Annotated in this window: 17 protein-coding genes; 14 read left to right on the top strand and 3 right to left on the bottom strand. The window is 63.6% G+C overall.

All coding sequences use genetic code 11. The features are described 5' to 3' along the window. Positions 1-262 precede the first annotated feature (262 nt). The 7 genes from OJ996_RS08180 to OJ996_RS08210 all read left to right on the top strand — a co-directional run bounded on the left by OJ996_RS08180 (position 263) and on the right by OJ996_RS08210 (position 5,877). Positions 263-910 (top strand): tetratricopeptide repeat protein, encoded by a 648-nt coding sequence (locus OJ996_RS08180; RefSeq protein WP_264513054.1) that lies wholly within the window; start codon positions 263-265, stop codon positions 908-910. Beyond that, positions 907-1,254: a VOC family protein gene (locus OJ996_RS08185; protein ID WP_264513055.1), complete on the top strand. Its 348-nt coding sequence runs from the start codon at positions 907-909 to the stop codon at positions 1,252-1,254. Before OJ996_RS08180 ends, OJ996_RS08185 begins: the two co-directional genes overlap by 4 nt. A gap of 67 nt (positions 1,255-1,321) precedes the next feature. Continuing rightward, on the top strand, positions 1,322-3,694 hold the full coding sequence (locus OJ996_RS08190; protein WP_264513056.1) for a beta-L-arabinofuranosidase domain-containing protein: 2,373 nt from the start codon (positions 1,322-1,324) through the stop codon (positions 3,692-3,694). Between the two features lie 51 nt (positions 3,695-3,745). Next, positions 3,746-4,255: a hypothetical protein gene (locus OJ996_RS08195; protein WP_264513057.1), complete on the top strand. Its 510-nt coding sequence runs from the start codon at positions 3,746-3,748 to the stop codon at positions 4,253-4,255. A gap of 8 nt (positions 4,256-4,263) precedes the next feature. Next, positions 4,264-4,725, top strand: a complete 462-nt coding sequence (locus OJ996_RS08200) for an SRPBCC family protein (protein WP_264513058.1) — start codon at positions 4,264-4,266, stop codon at positions 4,723-4,725. A gap of 14 nt (positions 4,726-4,739) precedes the next feature. Continuing rightward, positions 4,740-5,438, top strand: coding sequence for a gamma-glutamylcyclotransferase family protein (locus OJ996_RS08205; protein WP_264513059.1), 699 nt, complete (start codon positions 4,740-4,742; stop codon positions 5,436-5,438). Positions 5,439-5,448: 10 nt separating this feature from the next. After that, positions 5,449-5,877, top strand: coding sequence for a gamma-glutamylcyclotransferase family protein (locus OJ996_RS08210; RefSeq protein ID WP_264513060.1), 429 nt, complete (start codon positions 5,449-5,451; stop codon positions 5,875-5,877). Between the two features lie 70 nt (positions 5,878-5,947). Here OJ996_RS08210 and OJ996_RS08215 read toward each other — a convergent pair whose 3' ends face one another. Next, the gene (locus OJ996_RS08215; protein ID WP_264513061.1) at positions 5,948-6,838 is read right to left on the bottom strand and encodes a phosphatidylserine decarboxylase; all 891 of its coding nucleotides are present in this window, start codon (positions 6,836-6,838) and stop codon (positions 5,948-5,950) included. 122 nt (positions 6,839-6,960) lie between these two features. Here OJ996_RS08215 and OJ996_RS08220 point away from each other — a divergent pair, with 122 nt between their 5' ends. The 3 genes from OJ996_RS08220 to OJ996_RS08230 are packed head-to-tail and all read left to right on the top strand — an operon-like array spanning position 6,961 to position 10,909. After that, positions 6,961-7,548, top strand: coding sequence for a hypothetical protein (locus tag OJ996_RS08220; RefSeq protein ID WP_264513062.1), 588 nt, complete (start codon positions 6,961-6,963; stop codon positions 7,546-7,548). Between the two features lie 33 nt (positions 7,549-7,581). Then, positions 7,582-8,883, top strand: coding sequence for a cytochrome c biogenesis ResB family protein (locus tag OJ996_RS08225; RefSeq protein ID WP_264513063.1), 1,302 nt, complete (start codon positions 7,582-7,584; stop codon positions 8,881-8,883). 1 nt (position 8,884) lies between these two features. Then, entirely contained in the window at positions 8,885-10,909 is a 2,025-nt protein-coding gene (locus OJ996_RS08230) for a cytochrome c biogenesis protein (protein ID WP_264513064.1), read from the top strand. A gap of 115 nt (positions 10,910-11,024) precedes the next feature. Here OJ996_RS08230 and OJ996_RS08235 read toward each other — a convergent pair whose 3' ends face one another. Continuing rightward, a complete protein-coding gene (locus OJ996_RS08235) occupies positions 11,025-12,311 on the bottom strand; it encodes an SGNH/GDSL hydrolase family protein (protein ID WP_264513065.1) in 1,287 nt (428 codons plus the stop codon). A gap of 248 nt (positions 12,312-12,559) precedes the next feature. On the opposite strand from OJ996_RS08235, the gene OJ996_RS08240 reads away from it, so the two are divergent. Beyond that, the gene (locus OJ996_RS08240) at positions 12,560-12,964 is read left to right on the top strand and encodes a hypothetical protein (RefSeq protein WP_264513066.1); all 405 of its coding nucleotides are present in this window, start codon (positions 12,560-12,562) and stop codon (positions 12,962-12,964) included. A 9-nt stretch (positions 12,965-12,973) separates the two neighbouring features. Here OJ996_RS08240 and OJ996_RS08245 read toward each other — a convergent pair whose 3' ends face one another. Then, entirely contained in the window at positions 12,974-13,438 is a 465-nt protein-coding gene (locus OJ996_RS08245) for a hypothetical protein (protein WP_264513067.1), read from the bottom strand. A gap of 111 nt (positions 13,439-13,549) precedes the next feature. Between OJ996_RS08245 and OJ996_RS08250 the strand changes: the two genes are divergently transcribed. Genes OJ996_RS08250 through OJ996_RS08260 form a run of 3 tightly spaced genes read left to right on the top strand, consistent with a single transcriptional unit; the run spans position 13,550 to position 15,423 of the window. After that, positions 13,550-14,083: a glycine-rich domain-containing protein gene (locus tag OJ996_RS08250; RefSeq protein ID WP_264513068.1), complete on the top strand. Its 534-nt coding sequence runs from the start codon at positions 13,550-13,552 to the stop codon at positions 14,081-14,083. A gap of 3 nt (positions 14,084-14,086) precedes the next feature. Continuing rightward, positions 14,087-15,046 (top strand): TIGR04222 domain-containing membrane protein, encoded by a 960-nt coding sequence (locus tag OJ996_RS08255; RefSeq protein ID WP_264513069.1) that lies wholly within the window; start codon positions 14,087-14,089, stop codon positions 15,044-15,046. 38 nt (positions 15,047-15,084) lie between these two features. Then, positions 15,085-15,423: a hypothetical protein gene (locus OJ996_RS08260; RefSeq protein ID WP_264513070.1), complete on the top strand. Its 339-nt coding sequence runs from the start codon at positions 15,085-15,087 to the stop codon at positions 15,421-15,423. Positions 15,424-15,573 lie beyond the last annotated feature (150 nt).

Raw genomic sequence — 15,573 nt, forward strand, 5'->3', positions numbered from 1 at the left:
GCGGGGATTGAGAAAGGAGAAGAACTGGAATGGGTACTGGAGGACCGGAACACGTTCGTGTTGAGACGGGTCAAACCGGCGAAGTCGGTGCTGAAAAAGCCGAAGGCTTAACCTGACGCGCATGCCCGTTGGGGCTTTAGAGATGGGCTGGTTGTCGGGGCTCGTCCCTGGCTTCTGCTGCTCCTGCCAAGGCTTTGGGCTGGATTCGTCGCGGGGGGATGGGCGAGGGTGGGGGCGAGATATGTCACGGGTCCTTTTGCTAATGGTTGCGGCGCTTTTGCTGGCGGGGTGCAAGAAGCCCTTGGTCGCGGCGAGCGATGACGAGAAGCGGCTGGAGCAGATCAATGCGCGCTTCCATGGCGGTGACCTTGCGGGAGCCGAGGAGGACCTGCTGAAGTACACGGTGGAGTATCCGAAATCGGGAGGGGCATGGGGCCTGATGGGCTGGGTGCACCTGAAGAAGGACGACTACGAGAATGCGGGGAAGTACTTCGACAAGGCGCTGGAGGTGGACCCGAACTGGGAGAATGCCCATGTGGGGAAGGGGGCGATGTATCGCGAACTGGGCGACACGGAGCGTGCGCGGAAGTCCTACCTGCAGGCGATCCGGATGAAGCCGGATGCCGCGGAAGCTTACTCAAGCTTGCTGGTGATCGAGCTGATGGAGGGCAACTACGAGAAGGCAGTGGAGCACGGGGAGAAGGGTTGGAGCTACCGCAAGGATCTGGGGACGATCGCGGCGAACCTCTCGGTGGCCTATCACTACACGGGGGACATGAAGAAGCGCCGCGAGTTCTACGACGAGGCGAAGAAGCTGGGCTATGCGAACCTGACCGTGCTTGAGGAAGTTTTCCGCGGCGAGCGGACGATCGGCCCGGGAACGCGGGCTACTGCCCCGGAGGAACCATGAGCGCGCGACTGAATCTCACGGTGATCCGGTGTGCGGATATCGAGGCCTCCGCGGCCTTCTACCGCTTGCTGGGCCTCGCCTTCGAGAAGCATCGCCACGGCAAGGGGCCGGAGCATTTCGCATCCACGGGAGAGGGGCCGACTTTCGAGCTCTATCCGGCGAGCGAGCGCTTCCCGGTGACTATGGGGACGCGGCTTGGCTTCGCGGTAGCCTCTTGCGACGAGGCGTGCCGGTTGTTAGAAGAGGCGGGTCATGTGATTGAGACGCCGGCGGCGGATTCGCCGTGGGGACGCCGGGCGGTGGCGATCGACCCCGGGGGGCATCGGGTGGAGATCGTTTCGTAGGTTGTGAACCCGGTTGAGAAGACGTCCATCGTTTGACAATTGGAACGCGTTTGTGCTCTGGTCGGGCATGAAGCTTGTTCCCGTTCTGATTGCTTCAGCGACCCTGCCGCTGCCCGTACTTGCCCAGGCGGTACTGCCCACGGAAGCGGTGCCGAATCGTGCGCCGCTGCAGCAGGCGCCCTTCGTGGCGCTGGCGCTCGGCAGTGTGGATGCGACGGGCTGGCTGGAGCACCAGCTCCGCCTGCAGACGAATGGTCTAACAGGTCATGCGGAGGAGGCGATTTCGGAGCTGGGGCCGGACAACGGCTGGCGCGGTGGCCCGGGCGAGGGTTGGGAGAAGGGACCCTACTTCCTGCGCGGTCTGGTGAGCCTGGCCTATGTGACGGATGACGCGAAGCTGAAGGCGCAGGGGCAGAAGTGGATCGAGGCGATCCTGGCATCCCAGACTCCGGAAGGACAGATCGGGCCGAAATCGAGCAACGACTGGTGGCCGCGGATGGTGATCTGCTGGACCCTGCGCGACTACTACGAGGCGACCAAGGACGAGCGGGTGATCCCGTGCCTGCTGAAGTACTGCCGCTACATGCTGCAGAAAATGCCGGAGCAACCGCTCTTCGAGTGGGCGAAGGCGCGCTCCGGCGACCAGATCGACACGGTGCACTGGCTCTACAACCGGACGGGCGAGGCATTCCTGCTAGATCTCTCCGCGCTGCTGGAGAAGCAGGCGAACCGCTGGAACTCCTTCTACCGCTCGCTGGATGGCAGCCCGGGCGATTTCCGGATCGTGCACGGGGTGAACGTCTCGCAGGGAATGAAGTTCCCGGTGACGAACTACGAGCGCACCGGCAGCACGGATGACAAGACGGCCTTCAAGGATGCATGGGCTACGCTGCGGAAGAAGCACGGGCTCTCCGTGGGGATGTGGAGCGGCACCGAGCCGCTGGCCGGGAAGTCCACCACGCAGGGAATCGAGATGTGCTCGATCGTGGAGCAGATGCTGAGCAACGAGGTGGCGATGGAAGCTTTGGGCGATCCGGAGATCGCGGACTGGCACGAGCGGATCGCCTTCAACCTGCTGCCCGGCGGGACGACGAAGGAGTTCAAGCAATTCCAGTATTACACGGTGCCGAACTGCCCGGTGGCGCGGAAGAACGAGAAGGGCACGCTGCCCTATGCGGACGATCACGGCGACGACCTGCTGGTGAGCCCGCACTCCGGCTTCCACTGCTGCTGCTACAACCTGCACATGGGCTGGCCGAAGTATGTGCAGCACGCGTGGATGGCGACGCAGGACGGCGGCCTGGCGGCGATGGCCTACGGGCCGACGAAGGTATCCGTGAAGATCGGCGGTACGCCGGTGACGATCGAGGAAGAGACCGACTATCCCTTTTCCGATGTGGTGAGGCTGACGGTGCGGCCGGGCAAGGACCTGGCCTTCCCGCTGAAGCTGCGCATCCCTTCCTGGGCGGTGAACGCGCGGGTGGCGGTGAACGGTGAATTCGTCTCCGGGGTGAAGCAGGGTGAATTCCTGACGATCCAGCGGACCTGGAAGGCGGGGGACAAGGTGTTGGCCGAGTTCCCGGCGGAGATCGAGACGGAGAACGGCTTCAACGGGTCCGCCTCGCTGTGGCGCGGGCCGCTGGTTTTCTCGCTGCGGATCAAGGAGCAGGTGGAGTCCGTGACGAAGATCGCGGGCGGGAAATTCGATGAGCTGGAATACAGGCCCGGCTCGGCATGGAACTACGCGCTGGATATCGAGCGCGGGAAGCCGGGCAACGTGAAGCTGACACGGGGCAAGATGCCGGAGAACCCGTGGCTGCCGGAGAGCACGCCGGTGACGCTGACGGTGCCGGCGAAGCGCCTGCCGAGCTGGGGTCTGGTGCGGCAGGAGCGGATGGCGGACGAGGTGCCGCTGAGCCCGGTGAAGAGCGAGGAACCGGTGGAGCAGGTCACGCTGGTGCCCTTCGGCGCGCAGACGCTGCGGATCACGGCCTTCCCGCTACTGCGTGGCGAGGCGGTGCTGGAACCGGGCTTCACGGCCTCGCATCATCACGGTGGGGATGCCACGGATGTAATCCTGAGGAACCCGACGCCCGCGTCGTCGCGGGGCGAGGGGATGCCGCGCTTCACCTTCTGGAACCATGTCGGAACCGCGGAGTGGATCCAGAACACCTACGAGGAGGTGAAGGAGATCTCCTCGGTATCGGTGTATTGGTTCGATGATTCGGACTCCGGCCGCTGCCGTGTGCCGCAGTCCTGGCAGGTGACCTACCTGGATGGCTCCGAGTGGAAGCCGGTGGCGAATGCGAGCGGCTACGGCGTGGCGAAGGATGCGCTGAACACGGTGAAATTCGATGCGGTGAAGACGCGGGCGATCCGGGTGGAGGTGAAGCTGCAACCGGAGTTCTCCGGCGGGCTGCTGCAGCTGAAGGCGGAGTGAGTCGAAGTTGCCGCTTGCGTGGAAATAGGGAGGAGATGAATCGTGGGGTCGATGAAAGCCCTCGTTCTATCCTCCCCGATCCTTGCATCGCTGGCTCTGCCGGGCCTGGCCGCGGATACACCTGCTCCGATTCCGCTGAAGACACTGGAGCCGGGCGTGATTCCCGCGCGGGCGGAGAGGGGTGGATTCTACCGCTTCTGGTACGGAACTCCCCTTTCCAATCAGGGGCTGAACGCGCGCAAGGCCTTCGTGCGGGTGCATGAGGTCCAAGGCGATTGGGTCTTCGCGGATCTGATCTACGAGGAGAGCATGGCGATGGCGATGCTGGTGGTAGCGGAATTGCAGAAGGGCGATCCGGCGCTGGAGAAGCTGCTGACGGATACCGGGAAGACGAAGGAGGAGCTGTTGGAGAAAGTCGCAAAAACGCCCCCGGGCGAGGCCGACATGCGCAGCCTGTGGATCAACCTGGTTCAGGTGGAAGCGGTCGAGCGGATCGACCTGAAGGCGGAGATGGAGAAGGCGAGGAAGAGAAAAGAGGACAAGGACATGAAGACGGAGTAAAGAGGAGCATGGCGACCATCTATCATCAGGTGTGGATCGAGGCTCCGGTGGCGAAAGTCTATGCGGCGATCGCGACGGCGGAAGGGCTGGGCAAGTGGTGGGCACCGCACACGACGACGGTGACGGACGACGGGCTGGTGCTGGCGCATGATCCGGGCGAGCGGCACGGCGAGGTGAAGCTGAAGGTGATCGACCTGATCGAGAACGAGCGGATCGAGTGGGAGGTGATCAGCAGTCATCCGGAGCAGAGCCCGGCCTCCGGGTGGATGGGCACGCGGATCCTCTTCGAGCTGGACGAGCGGGAGAATCCCGGCGGCTGGCTGGGGATGGAGGACGGCGAGAGGAAGCTAACGGTGCTGGAGTTCCGGCACTCCGGCTGGGCGGAGGACAGTCCGTTCCTGGGCTTCTGCAATTTCGCGTGGGGCGCGGTGCTGGGGATGCTGAAGGAGTGGGCGGAGAAGGAGGAGTGAACTCTGACAGGGTGATGGCCGAAGGGCTGGAAGAAGGGAGGGAGCTGGTGTTCGTCTACGGCACGCTCCGAAGCGGAGCTCCGGATGCCGTGCGGATGGTGGATATGGAGTGGGTGGGAAATGGCCGCGCGAAGGGTGTGCTCTACTCGATCGATTCGCGGCCCGCGCTGGTGTATGTGCATGACGAAGGGTGGAATGTCGTCGGGGAGATCCACCGGGCATCTGTCGCCTCGCTGCGGGAGTTGGATGAGTTTCACGGCATTCCTTCGGGAGAATCAAGCGGGTCACACTATCGGAGAGTCCGGAGAAGCATCGTGTCCTCGCGATCCTATTCCGAGCGACATGAGGTCTGGCTTTGGGAGTGGACTGGCGGGATGGAAGACAAGGTGAAGATCCGCTCCGGCAACTGGATGGAGGTGGCGATTCCGAGGACGACACCGATCATGACCTGGGTGGCATTCGGCTGCCTGCTGGCCGGGCCGCTGATGCTGTTTGCCTATCTGTATTTCGTATGGGACCCGATGGGGAGTTCCGACGATTTCATCGAGAATGTCGTCATGGTTTTGTCGCTGGCCTCGCCATTCGCGGGGTGTCTCGCCGTGTATCTCGCCGGGCGACGGAGGGAGCGGCAGAAGGTTTTCCGCTTGGTCTCGGGACTGCTGCTTGTCTCGGAAGCCTTGCTGGTGGTCTGGATCCTCGCGAACATGGGTTGAAGAACTTCCCATGAGCGACGAGGAATCTCACCGAGAATTGGTTTTCGTTTACGGCACGCTGCGGCGCGGCGGGTCGAATGCGTTCCGCATGGAGGGCGCGGGCTTTCGTGGTGCGGCGCGGGTGGAGGGTGAACTGCATGCGATCACGTGGTACCCGGGGCTGACACTGAAGCCGGGAGCGGGATGGGTGATCGGGGAACTCTATGCGGTGAGGCCGGAGCAGATGGCGGCGCTGGATGAGTTCGAGGGGCTTTCGGCCGGGGAGGTGGAGGGCTCGGAATACCGGCGGGTGAGGGTGCCGGTGGTCTCGGAGGATGGGGCCGAGGAGGAAGCTTGGGCCTACGAGTGGATCGGGCCGGTGGATCCGCTGCGGGTGGTGAGCTCGGGGGACTGGCTGCAGCGGGCGGAGGACGAAGGCACCGATCCGACGGTGAAATAGGACGGACGCGAGCAGCCGGAAGGACGAGAGTCCTTCCGCTACTATGAATGTAGTAGTACCTGCGGGCTGCTTACGGCGCGGCGTCGCCCATGGTGGTGCCGACCTTGGCGTAGAGTTCGACCTGGCGGGATGAGCATTCGACGAGATCGGGAGCGAGCGTGACCGCGCCGGGTTCGAAGATGGTGATGGTGGAGGAACCACCGAAGGCGAAGTAGCCTTTCTCATCGCCCTTCTGCACCGGCTTGCCGGGGGTGAAGGTCTGGAGGATGGAGCCGACGCAGGTGGCGCCGATTTCCATGAGCAGGACGGTGCCGAGGTCGCTGGTCTCCAACTTGGTGATCGTGCGCTTGTTCTCCCAGAGGTAGGCGAGGCGGCGGCGCAGGGCGATGGGGGAGACGGAGAAGAGCGGGCCGTTGATCAGCTTCACCGCGCCGGGGGTGCCGGTGGCGGGGAAGTGGAAGCGGTGGTAATCGACCGGGCAGAGGCGGGAGAGGACGAGCGAGCCGGTGGCGTATTTCGCGGCAAGCGAGTCATCGCCTAGAAGTTTCCCTAGGTCGAAGTTCTGGCCCTTCACGAAGACGCCCTTGATCTCGCTGGCATTCTGGAAGCCGAGGTGGCGGCCATCGGCTGGGAAGACGGCGGCACTGTCCGCGATGGGGCGGGCCTCCGGCTTGAGCTTGCGGTAGAAGAATTCGTTGAAGGTGGCGTAGCTGTCCGGGGCATCGGCGAACTCGGCGGGATCGAGGCCGTATTGGGCGATGAAGGGTGCGACTTTCGCCTTGGTGGCGGGGCTATCCATGCGGCGGCCATACCAGCGGGAGAAGCCGGCGCGCTTCACCATGGCGTGGAGCGGGAGGGCGCCGAGGGGGTTCCCGTAGCTGAATTTCAGGAAGCCCTCGCCGTAGACCTGTTCGGTTTCCTCGCGGCGGGTGTGTCGGTTGAAGTAGCGGATGGCGCTCACGTGGGGGAAGCTAAGGGTAAGAATTCCGGAATACTAAGCACGAATTCCCCTCCGCGTGCTGCTGCCGGATTGCAACCGGAATACCCTTGCCCGTACCGGAAGGGAGGGGTATCCGCAGCGCGATGAAAATCCGGGGAATCACCGCATGCCTCGGCGTGGCGCTCCTGCTGCCCGCCTGTCGCAAATCGGAAGAAACGGTCGATCACACGCGCGCGGTGACGCTGCGCGACCAGGATCTGCAGCTCGATGCGAGCAGCAACGAACGTTTTGAACGGCCCGGGACGGGGCCGATCGTGGCCGGGATGGTGCCGGAGGGCTGGCTGGAGCAGCCGGGCTCGCAGTTCCGCATTCTGAGCTACCGCTTCGGCACGGGTGGCGATGTGGCCGTGGGCTTGGCGGCGGGTGGCATGGCGGACAATGTGAACCGCTGGCTGGGCCAGTTCGACATGGATCCGCTGAGCGAGGCGGCGATCGCCAAGCTGGAGCAGGGGACCGTGACCGGGATCCCGGGGCTCTGGGTGGAGGCGGAGGGCGATTACATGCCGGGCATGGGGCAGGCCGCGAAACCGGCTCAGGCGCTTTACGGAATCATTGCCGAGAAGGATGGCCGGATCGTGACGGTGAAGATGACCGGCCCGACCGCCGAGGTGAAGGCGGAGAAAGAAAAGCTGAAGGCCTTCGTGGCCGCGCTCCGCAACCGTGCTGAATAAGTTCCCGCCCGCGACCCGTAACCTGCTGCCCTGATGAGTTCCTCCGACCCGGCAACCGAGCGTCCGAAGAAATCCTTTCCCGCGCACTTCATGGCGTGGCTGTCGGGCTTCGGCCTGGCGACCGCGCTGCTGGTGATCCTGATGGTGCTGACCTGGCTGGCCACGCTGGAGCAGGTGCACCACGGGCTGCACGCCACGCTGGAGAAGTATTTCACGCCGAAGGAACTCTGGGTCTTCCCGGATGCCGCGGTGATCTTCCCGGATCTGGCGGGCAAGGAGAAGTATCTGCCGCCGCTGCCGGGTGGCTACTGGGTCTGCGCGTTGCTGGTGATCAATCTCACTTTGGGCGGCCTGATCAAGCTGCGCAAAAGCCCGAAGACGATCGGCATCCTGCTGTCCCACTTCGGGATCGTCTTCATGATGATCGCGGGCGGTGTGGCGCAGCTTACCGAAGAGCGCGGGCTGATGATGCTGAGCGAAAAGGAAGGGGCCGGCCTGCCGACGACTTCCGACTACGCGCAATCCCTGACCGAGACGACGGTGGAGGTCATCGAGGTGAAGGACGGCAAGCCCGTCGGCCAGGTGCACTTCGTGGAGGACAAGTACTTCAAGGATCTGGAGAAAGCGGGAGACACACGGACCATCCGCATCCCGAGCCTGCCCTTCGATCTGGAGTTCGCCCGCTACGTGCAGAATTCCCGAGTGGTATCGGCGCAGAGCATGGCACCCTCCCGTGGCGAGCCGATTGTAGAGGGCTGGTTCCTCTATGGGCAGGACCCGGGCAAGATGACGGAGCAGGACACGCCGGGCGTGCACGTGAAGGTGCTGGGCCGCGATGGCAAGAACAGCGATCCCTTCATCCTGACGGTGCCGGAGGCGGATAGCTTCGCGCCGCGTGCTCCCTATACCTACCGCACGGGGGATCGCACCTTCGCGATCCGGATGGAGAAGCGGATCTGGCCGGTGCCGTTCCAGGTGCGCCTGAAGGATGCGCGTTCCGAGTATTTCCCGCACACCACCAAGCCGAAGTTCTTCGAGAGCGATATCGTGCGGATCGAGGATGGCCGCGAGTCGGACGTGTTCATCGAGATGAACGAGCCAATGCGTTACGCCGGGCTGACCTTTTACCAGCACACGATGATCAACAGCGCGCCGCGCGACGGCGGGGAAGCGACGATTTCAGGATTTGAAGTCGTGCGGAATCCGTCCGATCAGTGGCCGAAGTACAGCATTTACATCGCGGGTTTCGGGCTCTGCCTGCACTTCGCCCTGAAGCTGTGGAGCTTCATGACCCGCGGAAAGTCCAAGACCGCCAACGCCAACCAAGCCGCCTGAGATGAACGCGAAGACCGGACGCTGGATTGTATTCTTCCTGGGCCTCGCCAGCCTGGTTTACCTCGTGTCGCTCGTCTACAAGGACAGCACGCCGGAGGGAGCGGTGCGCACGATCCCGGCCTACAAGCCATGGGACGAGGAGACGGTGGAGAAGGCCTCGCTCCTGCCGGTGCAGGATGGCGGGCGCGTGAAGCCGCTGGGCACCTACGCGGGCTTCACCATGCTGAGCCTGCACGGCCAGCGCTCGATGGACATCATCGGCCAGGATGGCAAGAAGGTGCGCCTGAAGCCGCTGGAGTGGATGCTGGACTGCCTCTTCCGCCCGGAGCTGGCGAAGGATTTGCCGACCTTCCGCCTCGACAATGCGGACGTGCTGAAGGCGATCGGCGTGGCGACGAAGGACCGCCGCGACCGATATAGCTACAACGACATCGCGCCGCAGGTGGAGAAGCTGAAGCAATTCGCCGGCTCGTACAACCAGATCCCGGCGGCGAACCGAAAGACGATCGAGACGCAAACGATCGAACTCTATTCGAACGTGATGACCTTCGAGGCGCTGACGAACTACATGAAGTTCGCGCGCGAAGGCCTGCTGCCCGGCTCCGCCGAGCGCGAGAATGGCAAGAAGCTGCGGATCAGCGAGGTGATGGGTGCCGCGCCGAAGATCCGCCAGGCGGTGTCCGAATTCCAGCATCACGGCACGCCGCTGCCGGAGCAGGTGCAGACGATCCAGACGCTGATCGTGGAGCGTGCGAACGAGTCGAACTTCGGGCTGAAGCTCTTCCCGCCCTCGAACAAGGAGGATGTGACCTGGGTGAGCGCGGGCGACCGGATGTTCAACATCTTCACCGGCGTGACCCGCGAGCCGGAGCAATCGATCGCGGATGTGAAGCTGCTGGAGGAGACGGTGGAGGCGCTGGCCACGGGTGAGGGTGCCTTCCGCGACAAGTTTTCGGCGCTGGAAGATAGCATCGTGGCACGGGCGAAGGTCCGCGATGAATACAGCTCGATCCCGCTGGAGGCGGACTACTTCCGCAAGAACTGGCTGGTCTACGCGCTGGTCTTCTTTCTGATGGCCACGGTGACCTCGGGCGTCATGCTTTTCACCGGCGAGAGCAAGGCCGGGAAAATCAGCTACTGGGCGACGGTGATCACCCTCTCGCTCGGCCTGATCTACCTGATCATCCCGATCGTGAAGCGTTGCATCATCATGCAGCGCCCGCCGGTGGGTAACCTCTACGACACGATCATCTTCATCGACATGGCGATGGTCTTCTTCGCGCTGCTGGTGCTGTGGATGTCGAAGAAGAAGTTCGTGCTGGGGATCGCGCCGATCGGTGCAGCCTTCCTGGTGGTGCTGGCGCGCCGCTTCGAAGTGGGCGAGGGCAAGGACCATCTGGACCCGCTGATCGCGGTGCTGCGCTCGAATTTCTGGCTCTCCACGCACGTGATCACGATCACGCTGGGCTATGCTTCCGGACTGATCGCCGCGCTGATCTCGATCTGCTACGTGATGCTCCGCGTGCTGGGGCTCGACGAGGGCGATACCTCGCAGCGCCGGGCGGTGACCCGTGCGGCCTACGGCTGCCTGTGCCTCACGCTGGTGCTCTCGCTGATCGGCACGGTGCTAGGCGGGATCTGGGCGAACGATTCCTGGGGCCGCTTCTGGGGCTGGGACCCGAAGGAGAACGGCGCGCTGATGATCGTGCTGTGGACCCTGGCAATCCTGCATGCCCGCCTCGGCGGCTACATCAAGGAGTGGGGCCTGCACATGGCGTCGATTTTCGGTGCGGTGATCGTGGGCTTCTCCTGGTGGGGTGTGAACTTCCTCAGCGTGGGTCTGCACAACTACGGCTTCTCCGATAGCAAGAAGGGTGCGCTGCACTTCTTCTACGGCGCGATGCTGGTCTTCGTGGTTCTCGCGATCGTCGGTTGGGCGATGGAACGGGCCGAGAAGAAGGCGAAGGCGGATGCCTCCGCAGCGAAGAAAACGGAGGAAGGCGGCGGGAAGAAGCTGGAGGTGTGAGGGGTAGCGGGAGGACTCGCGTCCTTCCGCTAAGCTGAGTGTTGTGGCACTTGAGATGGCTTCGACCGCCTGAAGGCGGGACTACGTACCCTTGGTGGCGGGCTTCAAAAGCTTGTTAGAGGGGCTTCACCGAGATGCTGTGCTCGAGCGGTTGCAGTGCTTCGGCGATGGCCTTGGCGAGCGGGGCTCGGGCTTTCTCGGTGAGGGCGAAGGTGGCTTCGCGGTCGGCGGCACCTTCGGGGCCGTGGACGAGGGTTTTGATCTGGCGGGTCTCGTAGTTCTGCTTGGCTTCGACGGCATCCCAGACGCGCTTGAAGGCGGGCTGTGCGGGGTTCGTCTCGAAGTCCTTCGCGAGGTTGACGCCGGCCTTGATCTGATCGGCGCTGTAGGTGCGCGCGGTATCGCCCCAGCGGACCTCGTAGTTGGCGGCTGCAGGGGCATCGATCTTTAGGATGAAGCGGTTCAATTCTTCATCGAAGGGAATGAGTGCAAGCCCGGCGCGGATCACGTCGTCGTTCTTCACATCGCCGGGGCCGCCGCAGAAGGGGAGCTTCGCGCTGCGCAGGCGGATGGTGCCATCGGTGGCGGAGAGCACCTCATGGCCCGCGGTGGCGGTGGCCGTGTTGGATGCAGGGTCATAGGTGATGGTACCGATGTTGCCATCGAGCCCCATGCCCTTGAGGAAGGCGTAGGCCATCACGACCTGGCCGGCCCAGCCGGGGTGCACGCCGTCCTTGCCGGAGACCATGAAGCCGGGTCCGTGAAGCTTCTCCGCCTGATTGTCGGCCAGCAGCATCGAGCGATACACATCGGCGAAGCCCACGCCCTCCGCCTTGGCCACGGCGATGCCGATATTGCGGAACTTCGAGAGCGCGAGGTTCAGGTCCTCCTTGGTGCCCGCCGCGGACTTCACCCAGTGCGGCACGGTATCGATAATGCCCGGCGAACCTAACAGGACGCGCGCGCCCGTCTTCTTGAAAGCCTGGACCATCGCGGTCTCGTTCTTGCGGTATTCCTCAGCGATCGGTTCGTTGAAGGGCACGTAGCGGAAATCGTTCATGCCGTAGCAGGAGGTCGCGATGGTCGGCTGGAAGCGCAGGACATCGCTCTCCATGCGGCCGAGGAAGCCGCCCGCCTGTTCACCGCTCCAGCCGTACTGGCGGCAGCTCACCTGCAGCTCCGGCATGCAGGCGGCGAGGTAGGCCTCGATGATCACGGAGTAGCGCTTCTGCTCGGTGATCGAGTCGCCGCAGATCGCGAGGCGATCACCCTTCTGAAGAAGCAGGCCTGTAGGCTCCGGGGCGGCATCCAGCACGTAGGCAGAGAGCTCCGCGGGAAGCGGCGGGACTTCCTTGGCGAAGACCGGGGCGACGAGGGCAAGGCAGAGGAGCTGGCAGATCATGCACCCATGAGACGAGCGGGAAGCCGGGGATGTATCAAGGAACGAGTGCGCGGCGACGCGATGCCGGAGAGTTGCCTTCGCCGCAGGGGATGGATAGAAGGCGGATGATGAAGCCGTGGTGGATCCTCGCTGCCGGTGTCCTGCTCGCCGCCGGGTTGGCCATGGTCGGATGCCCGGGGCAGAACGGGAGGGATGCCGATGAAGAAGGGGAAGGCGGGCGCGGCAGGTCACCGGCACTTTCCGCGGGGATGGGGGGAGAAAGCGGAGGGCGTAAAGCCTCGAAGAGACAACGTAAGGAAGATGATGCGGCGCAGGCCGCCATCCGTGAGAAGCTGAAGTCCATCATCATTCCGAAGGTGGATTTCGAGGGTACGACGCTGGAAGAGTCGGTCGATTTCCTATGTTTACGAATGGCGGAACTGGATCCGGATCCAGATTTGGAGCCGACGCAGCGGGGGGTAAAGGTGGGATTCCGTGTGGCAGCGGGAGAAGACATTTTCGAGCGGCCCCTATCGGAGTGGTCTTCCCGGCGGATCCGGGACATAGCCCGAAACGATGTCTCGGCGTGGGAACTACTTTACGAAATCGCGCGCGAAACCGGGATGAAAGTGGAGATCACAGAGACCGGAATCGAGATGATGCCGCGCGAATGACCAAGGTTTTTATCCTGCCATCGTCCCTGGTTGTGTCGGGAACTCCGGTAGTGGCTTGCCGAGCGAGATGACCTTCGGCCCGCTGCTGCCTTTCGGGCTGACATAGAATAGCACGTCGAGCCCGGCATGTTCTCCGGTGAACGAGAGCGTCGCTTGCTTGCGGCAGCGTTCCACGACCTCGTCATGTTTCGCCCGGAAGTAATCCGGCATGATGCATTCCCACAGCGCCCGATCAGGAAAGATGAAGTGGCGATCATCGCTGCCGGAGAAGGTGAGCTGGCGGCCCTTGTCGAAGTATTCCAGCAAGGATCCATCGCCCGGCTCCCGCGGGCCGAAGATCCAGGCGCGCCGCCCGAAGCGGCGGCGGAGAGTCTCGACGGGACCGGCCCAGATCACCAGCGGCGCCAGCAAGGCGAAGACTGCTCCCGCGATCCAAGCCAAGGCATTCCAGAGGAAGTCGAGGAGCAGGTTCATCGAGTGGGACCTGTATTGAATCAGCTGGCCCGACGCGGAACAAGATCAGGCCGCATGGAATCGGGGCACTTGTTTTCCACCCGCGGGTCCGGGTATGAGACATGCAATCGCATGAGCCAAGGCAATGCCACGCTGCGGGAAAGGATCGAAGCCTTCGAACTCGATGAGGCCGGGGCCAGCCTACCCTTTACCAGCCGTCTGGCGCGCGAGCAGGGCTGGACGCATGCGGAGGCCGCGCGGGTGGTGCTGGAATACAAGCGCTTCCTGGTGCTGGCGATGGAAGCGGGTCATCCGGTGACTCCCTCCGAGTCCGTCGATCAGGCATGGCATCTCCACCTCGTTTACACGCGCAGCTACTGGCAGCGGCTCTGCGGTGAAGTGCTCGGCCGCGAGCTGCACCATGAGCCGACCAGCGGTGGCAGCACGGAAGGCGCGAAATTCCACGACTGGTATTCGCGCACGCTGGAGAGCTACCAGCGGATTTTCGATGAAGCGGCACCGGCGGAGATCTGGCCGCCCGCGGACGAGCGCTTCCACGAGTCCGGCAAGGGCCGCTGGGTGGATGCGGCGAGCCACTGGATCATCCCGAAACCTTTTCCATGGCTGCGTGCTGCACGCGGCAGTAAAAAGCAAAACCCCTCCTGAGCCATGAATGACTCGATTCCCCTCCTCGCTTTGAACCCGAACGTCTTTGACTGGGATGGTCCCGCCTTTCTGGCCTTCTACGCAATCTGCCTGATGATCGCGCTGATCTGGAGCTCGAAGCTCGGTGCACGCGTGATGAAGCGTTTCGATGTTCCGGGAGAGCCAACTCTCCACGATCCCTACGAGGTCGCCTACCTCTCCGGTGGTGCCTCTCGCGTGGCCCAGCTCGCCGTGGTGCGGCTGATCGCCGCGGGCAAGGTGAGGTGGGAAAAGAAGATCTTCGGCGACCGTCTGATCTTGGCAGGCGACTCCTCGCAATCCGGTCTCAAGACGGCGGAGAAGGCGATTCTGGATGCGATCCGCAGTCGTGGAGACAAGGGGCTGAAGGCCGCCGAAGCGGGCCTACAAGTCGGGCCGGCGGTGCAAGCGCTGGAGATCCGCCTGGCGAAGCTCGGGCTGCGCCCCACCGCTTCGGAGAAGGCCACGGCGGCGATCTCCAAGTCTTGGCCGGTCGCCCTTTTGCTGGTTCTCGGCGTGATCAAGTTGTTGGTGGGACTGTCTCGCGACAAGCCCGTGGCTTTCCTCGTGGTCGCGCTATTCGTAACCCTGATCCTGGTATTCGTGATGGGACGCACCGGTGGCTACCTGACGCCGGCGGGGGTGAATCTGTTAGGCAAGCTACGCCTCCAGCACCAGGACCGTCGCAGGATGCGGGTGAGCTCGGCTGCGGAAGACATGGCGGGCGTCTCGCTCGGGCTCGCGCTCTTCGGTGCCTCCAGCCTCTCCGCGGTCGCCGGCATGGAGCATCTGCAAAAGGATCTGGCGAAGCAGGTGGGCCCCGGCGGTGGCGATGGAGGGGGCGGCGGCTGTGGTGCCGGCGGAACCTCCGGTTGCGGGACTTCGGGTTGCTCCTCCGGCTGTGGTGGGGGTGGCTGCGGCGGTTGTGGTGGCGGGGGAGATTGATCGACTTCTTCTGCTGACTCGGCTAGGCAAGCGAACCGATGAAATGGAATCTGATCCTTCCGGCCTTCGCTCTGACTTTTTTGCCGGGCTGCGATGAAGCGCCTTCCGAGAAGGTGGCCAGCGAGGCCGCCAAGACGGAGGCGCGCAGCGAACCGCAGGAGTCTCCGGAGCTGAAAGCCGCGCGGGAGACTCTAGAGAAGGTGATCATCCCGGTAGTCGATTTCGATCGAACGTCTGCGGAAGAGGCCACGGGTTTCATCGAATTCAAGGTAGCGGAAGCGGTGCCGGATAACGCGGTGAAGATCGTTGCCAGACGACCTCGCATTTCGGATGAACGTCTGAAGGAGTTCGGGGTCACCCGGGAGCAGGGAGCATAGCGTAAAGTGCGAGTATCTTGCCCACGACTTCAGCGCTCGCGACATCTCCGCTTGGAAGCTGCTGGAACGGGTGGCCAGCGACAACCGCATGAAGATCGAGTGGACCAACGATCGCATCGAACTCCGACCGGTCGATGAGCATGGCCAGAG

Origin of the sequence: Luteolibacter rhizosphaerae, assembly GCF_025950095.1 — a bacterium.
Classification (GTDB): Bacteria; Verrucomicrobiota; Verrucomicrobiia; order Verrucomicrobiales; family Akkermansiaceae; genus Haloferula; species Haloferula rhizosphaerae.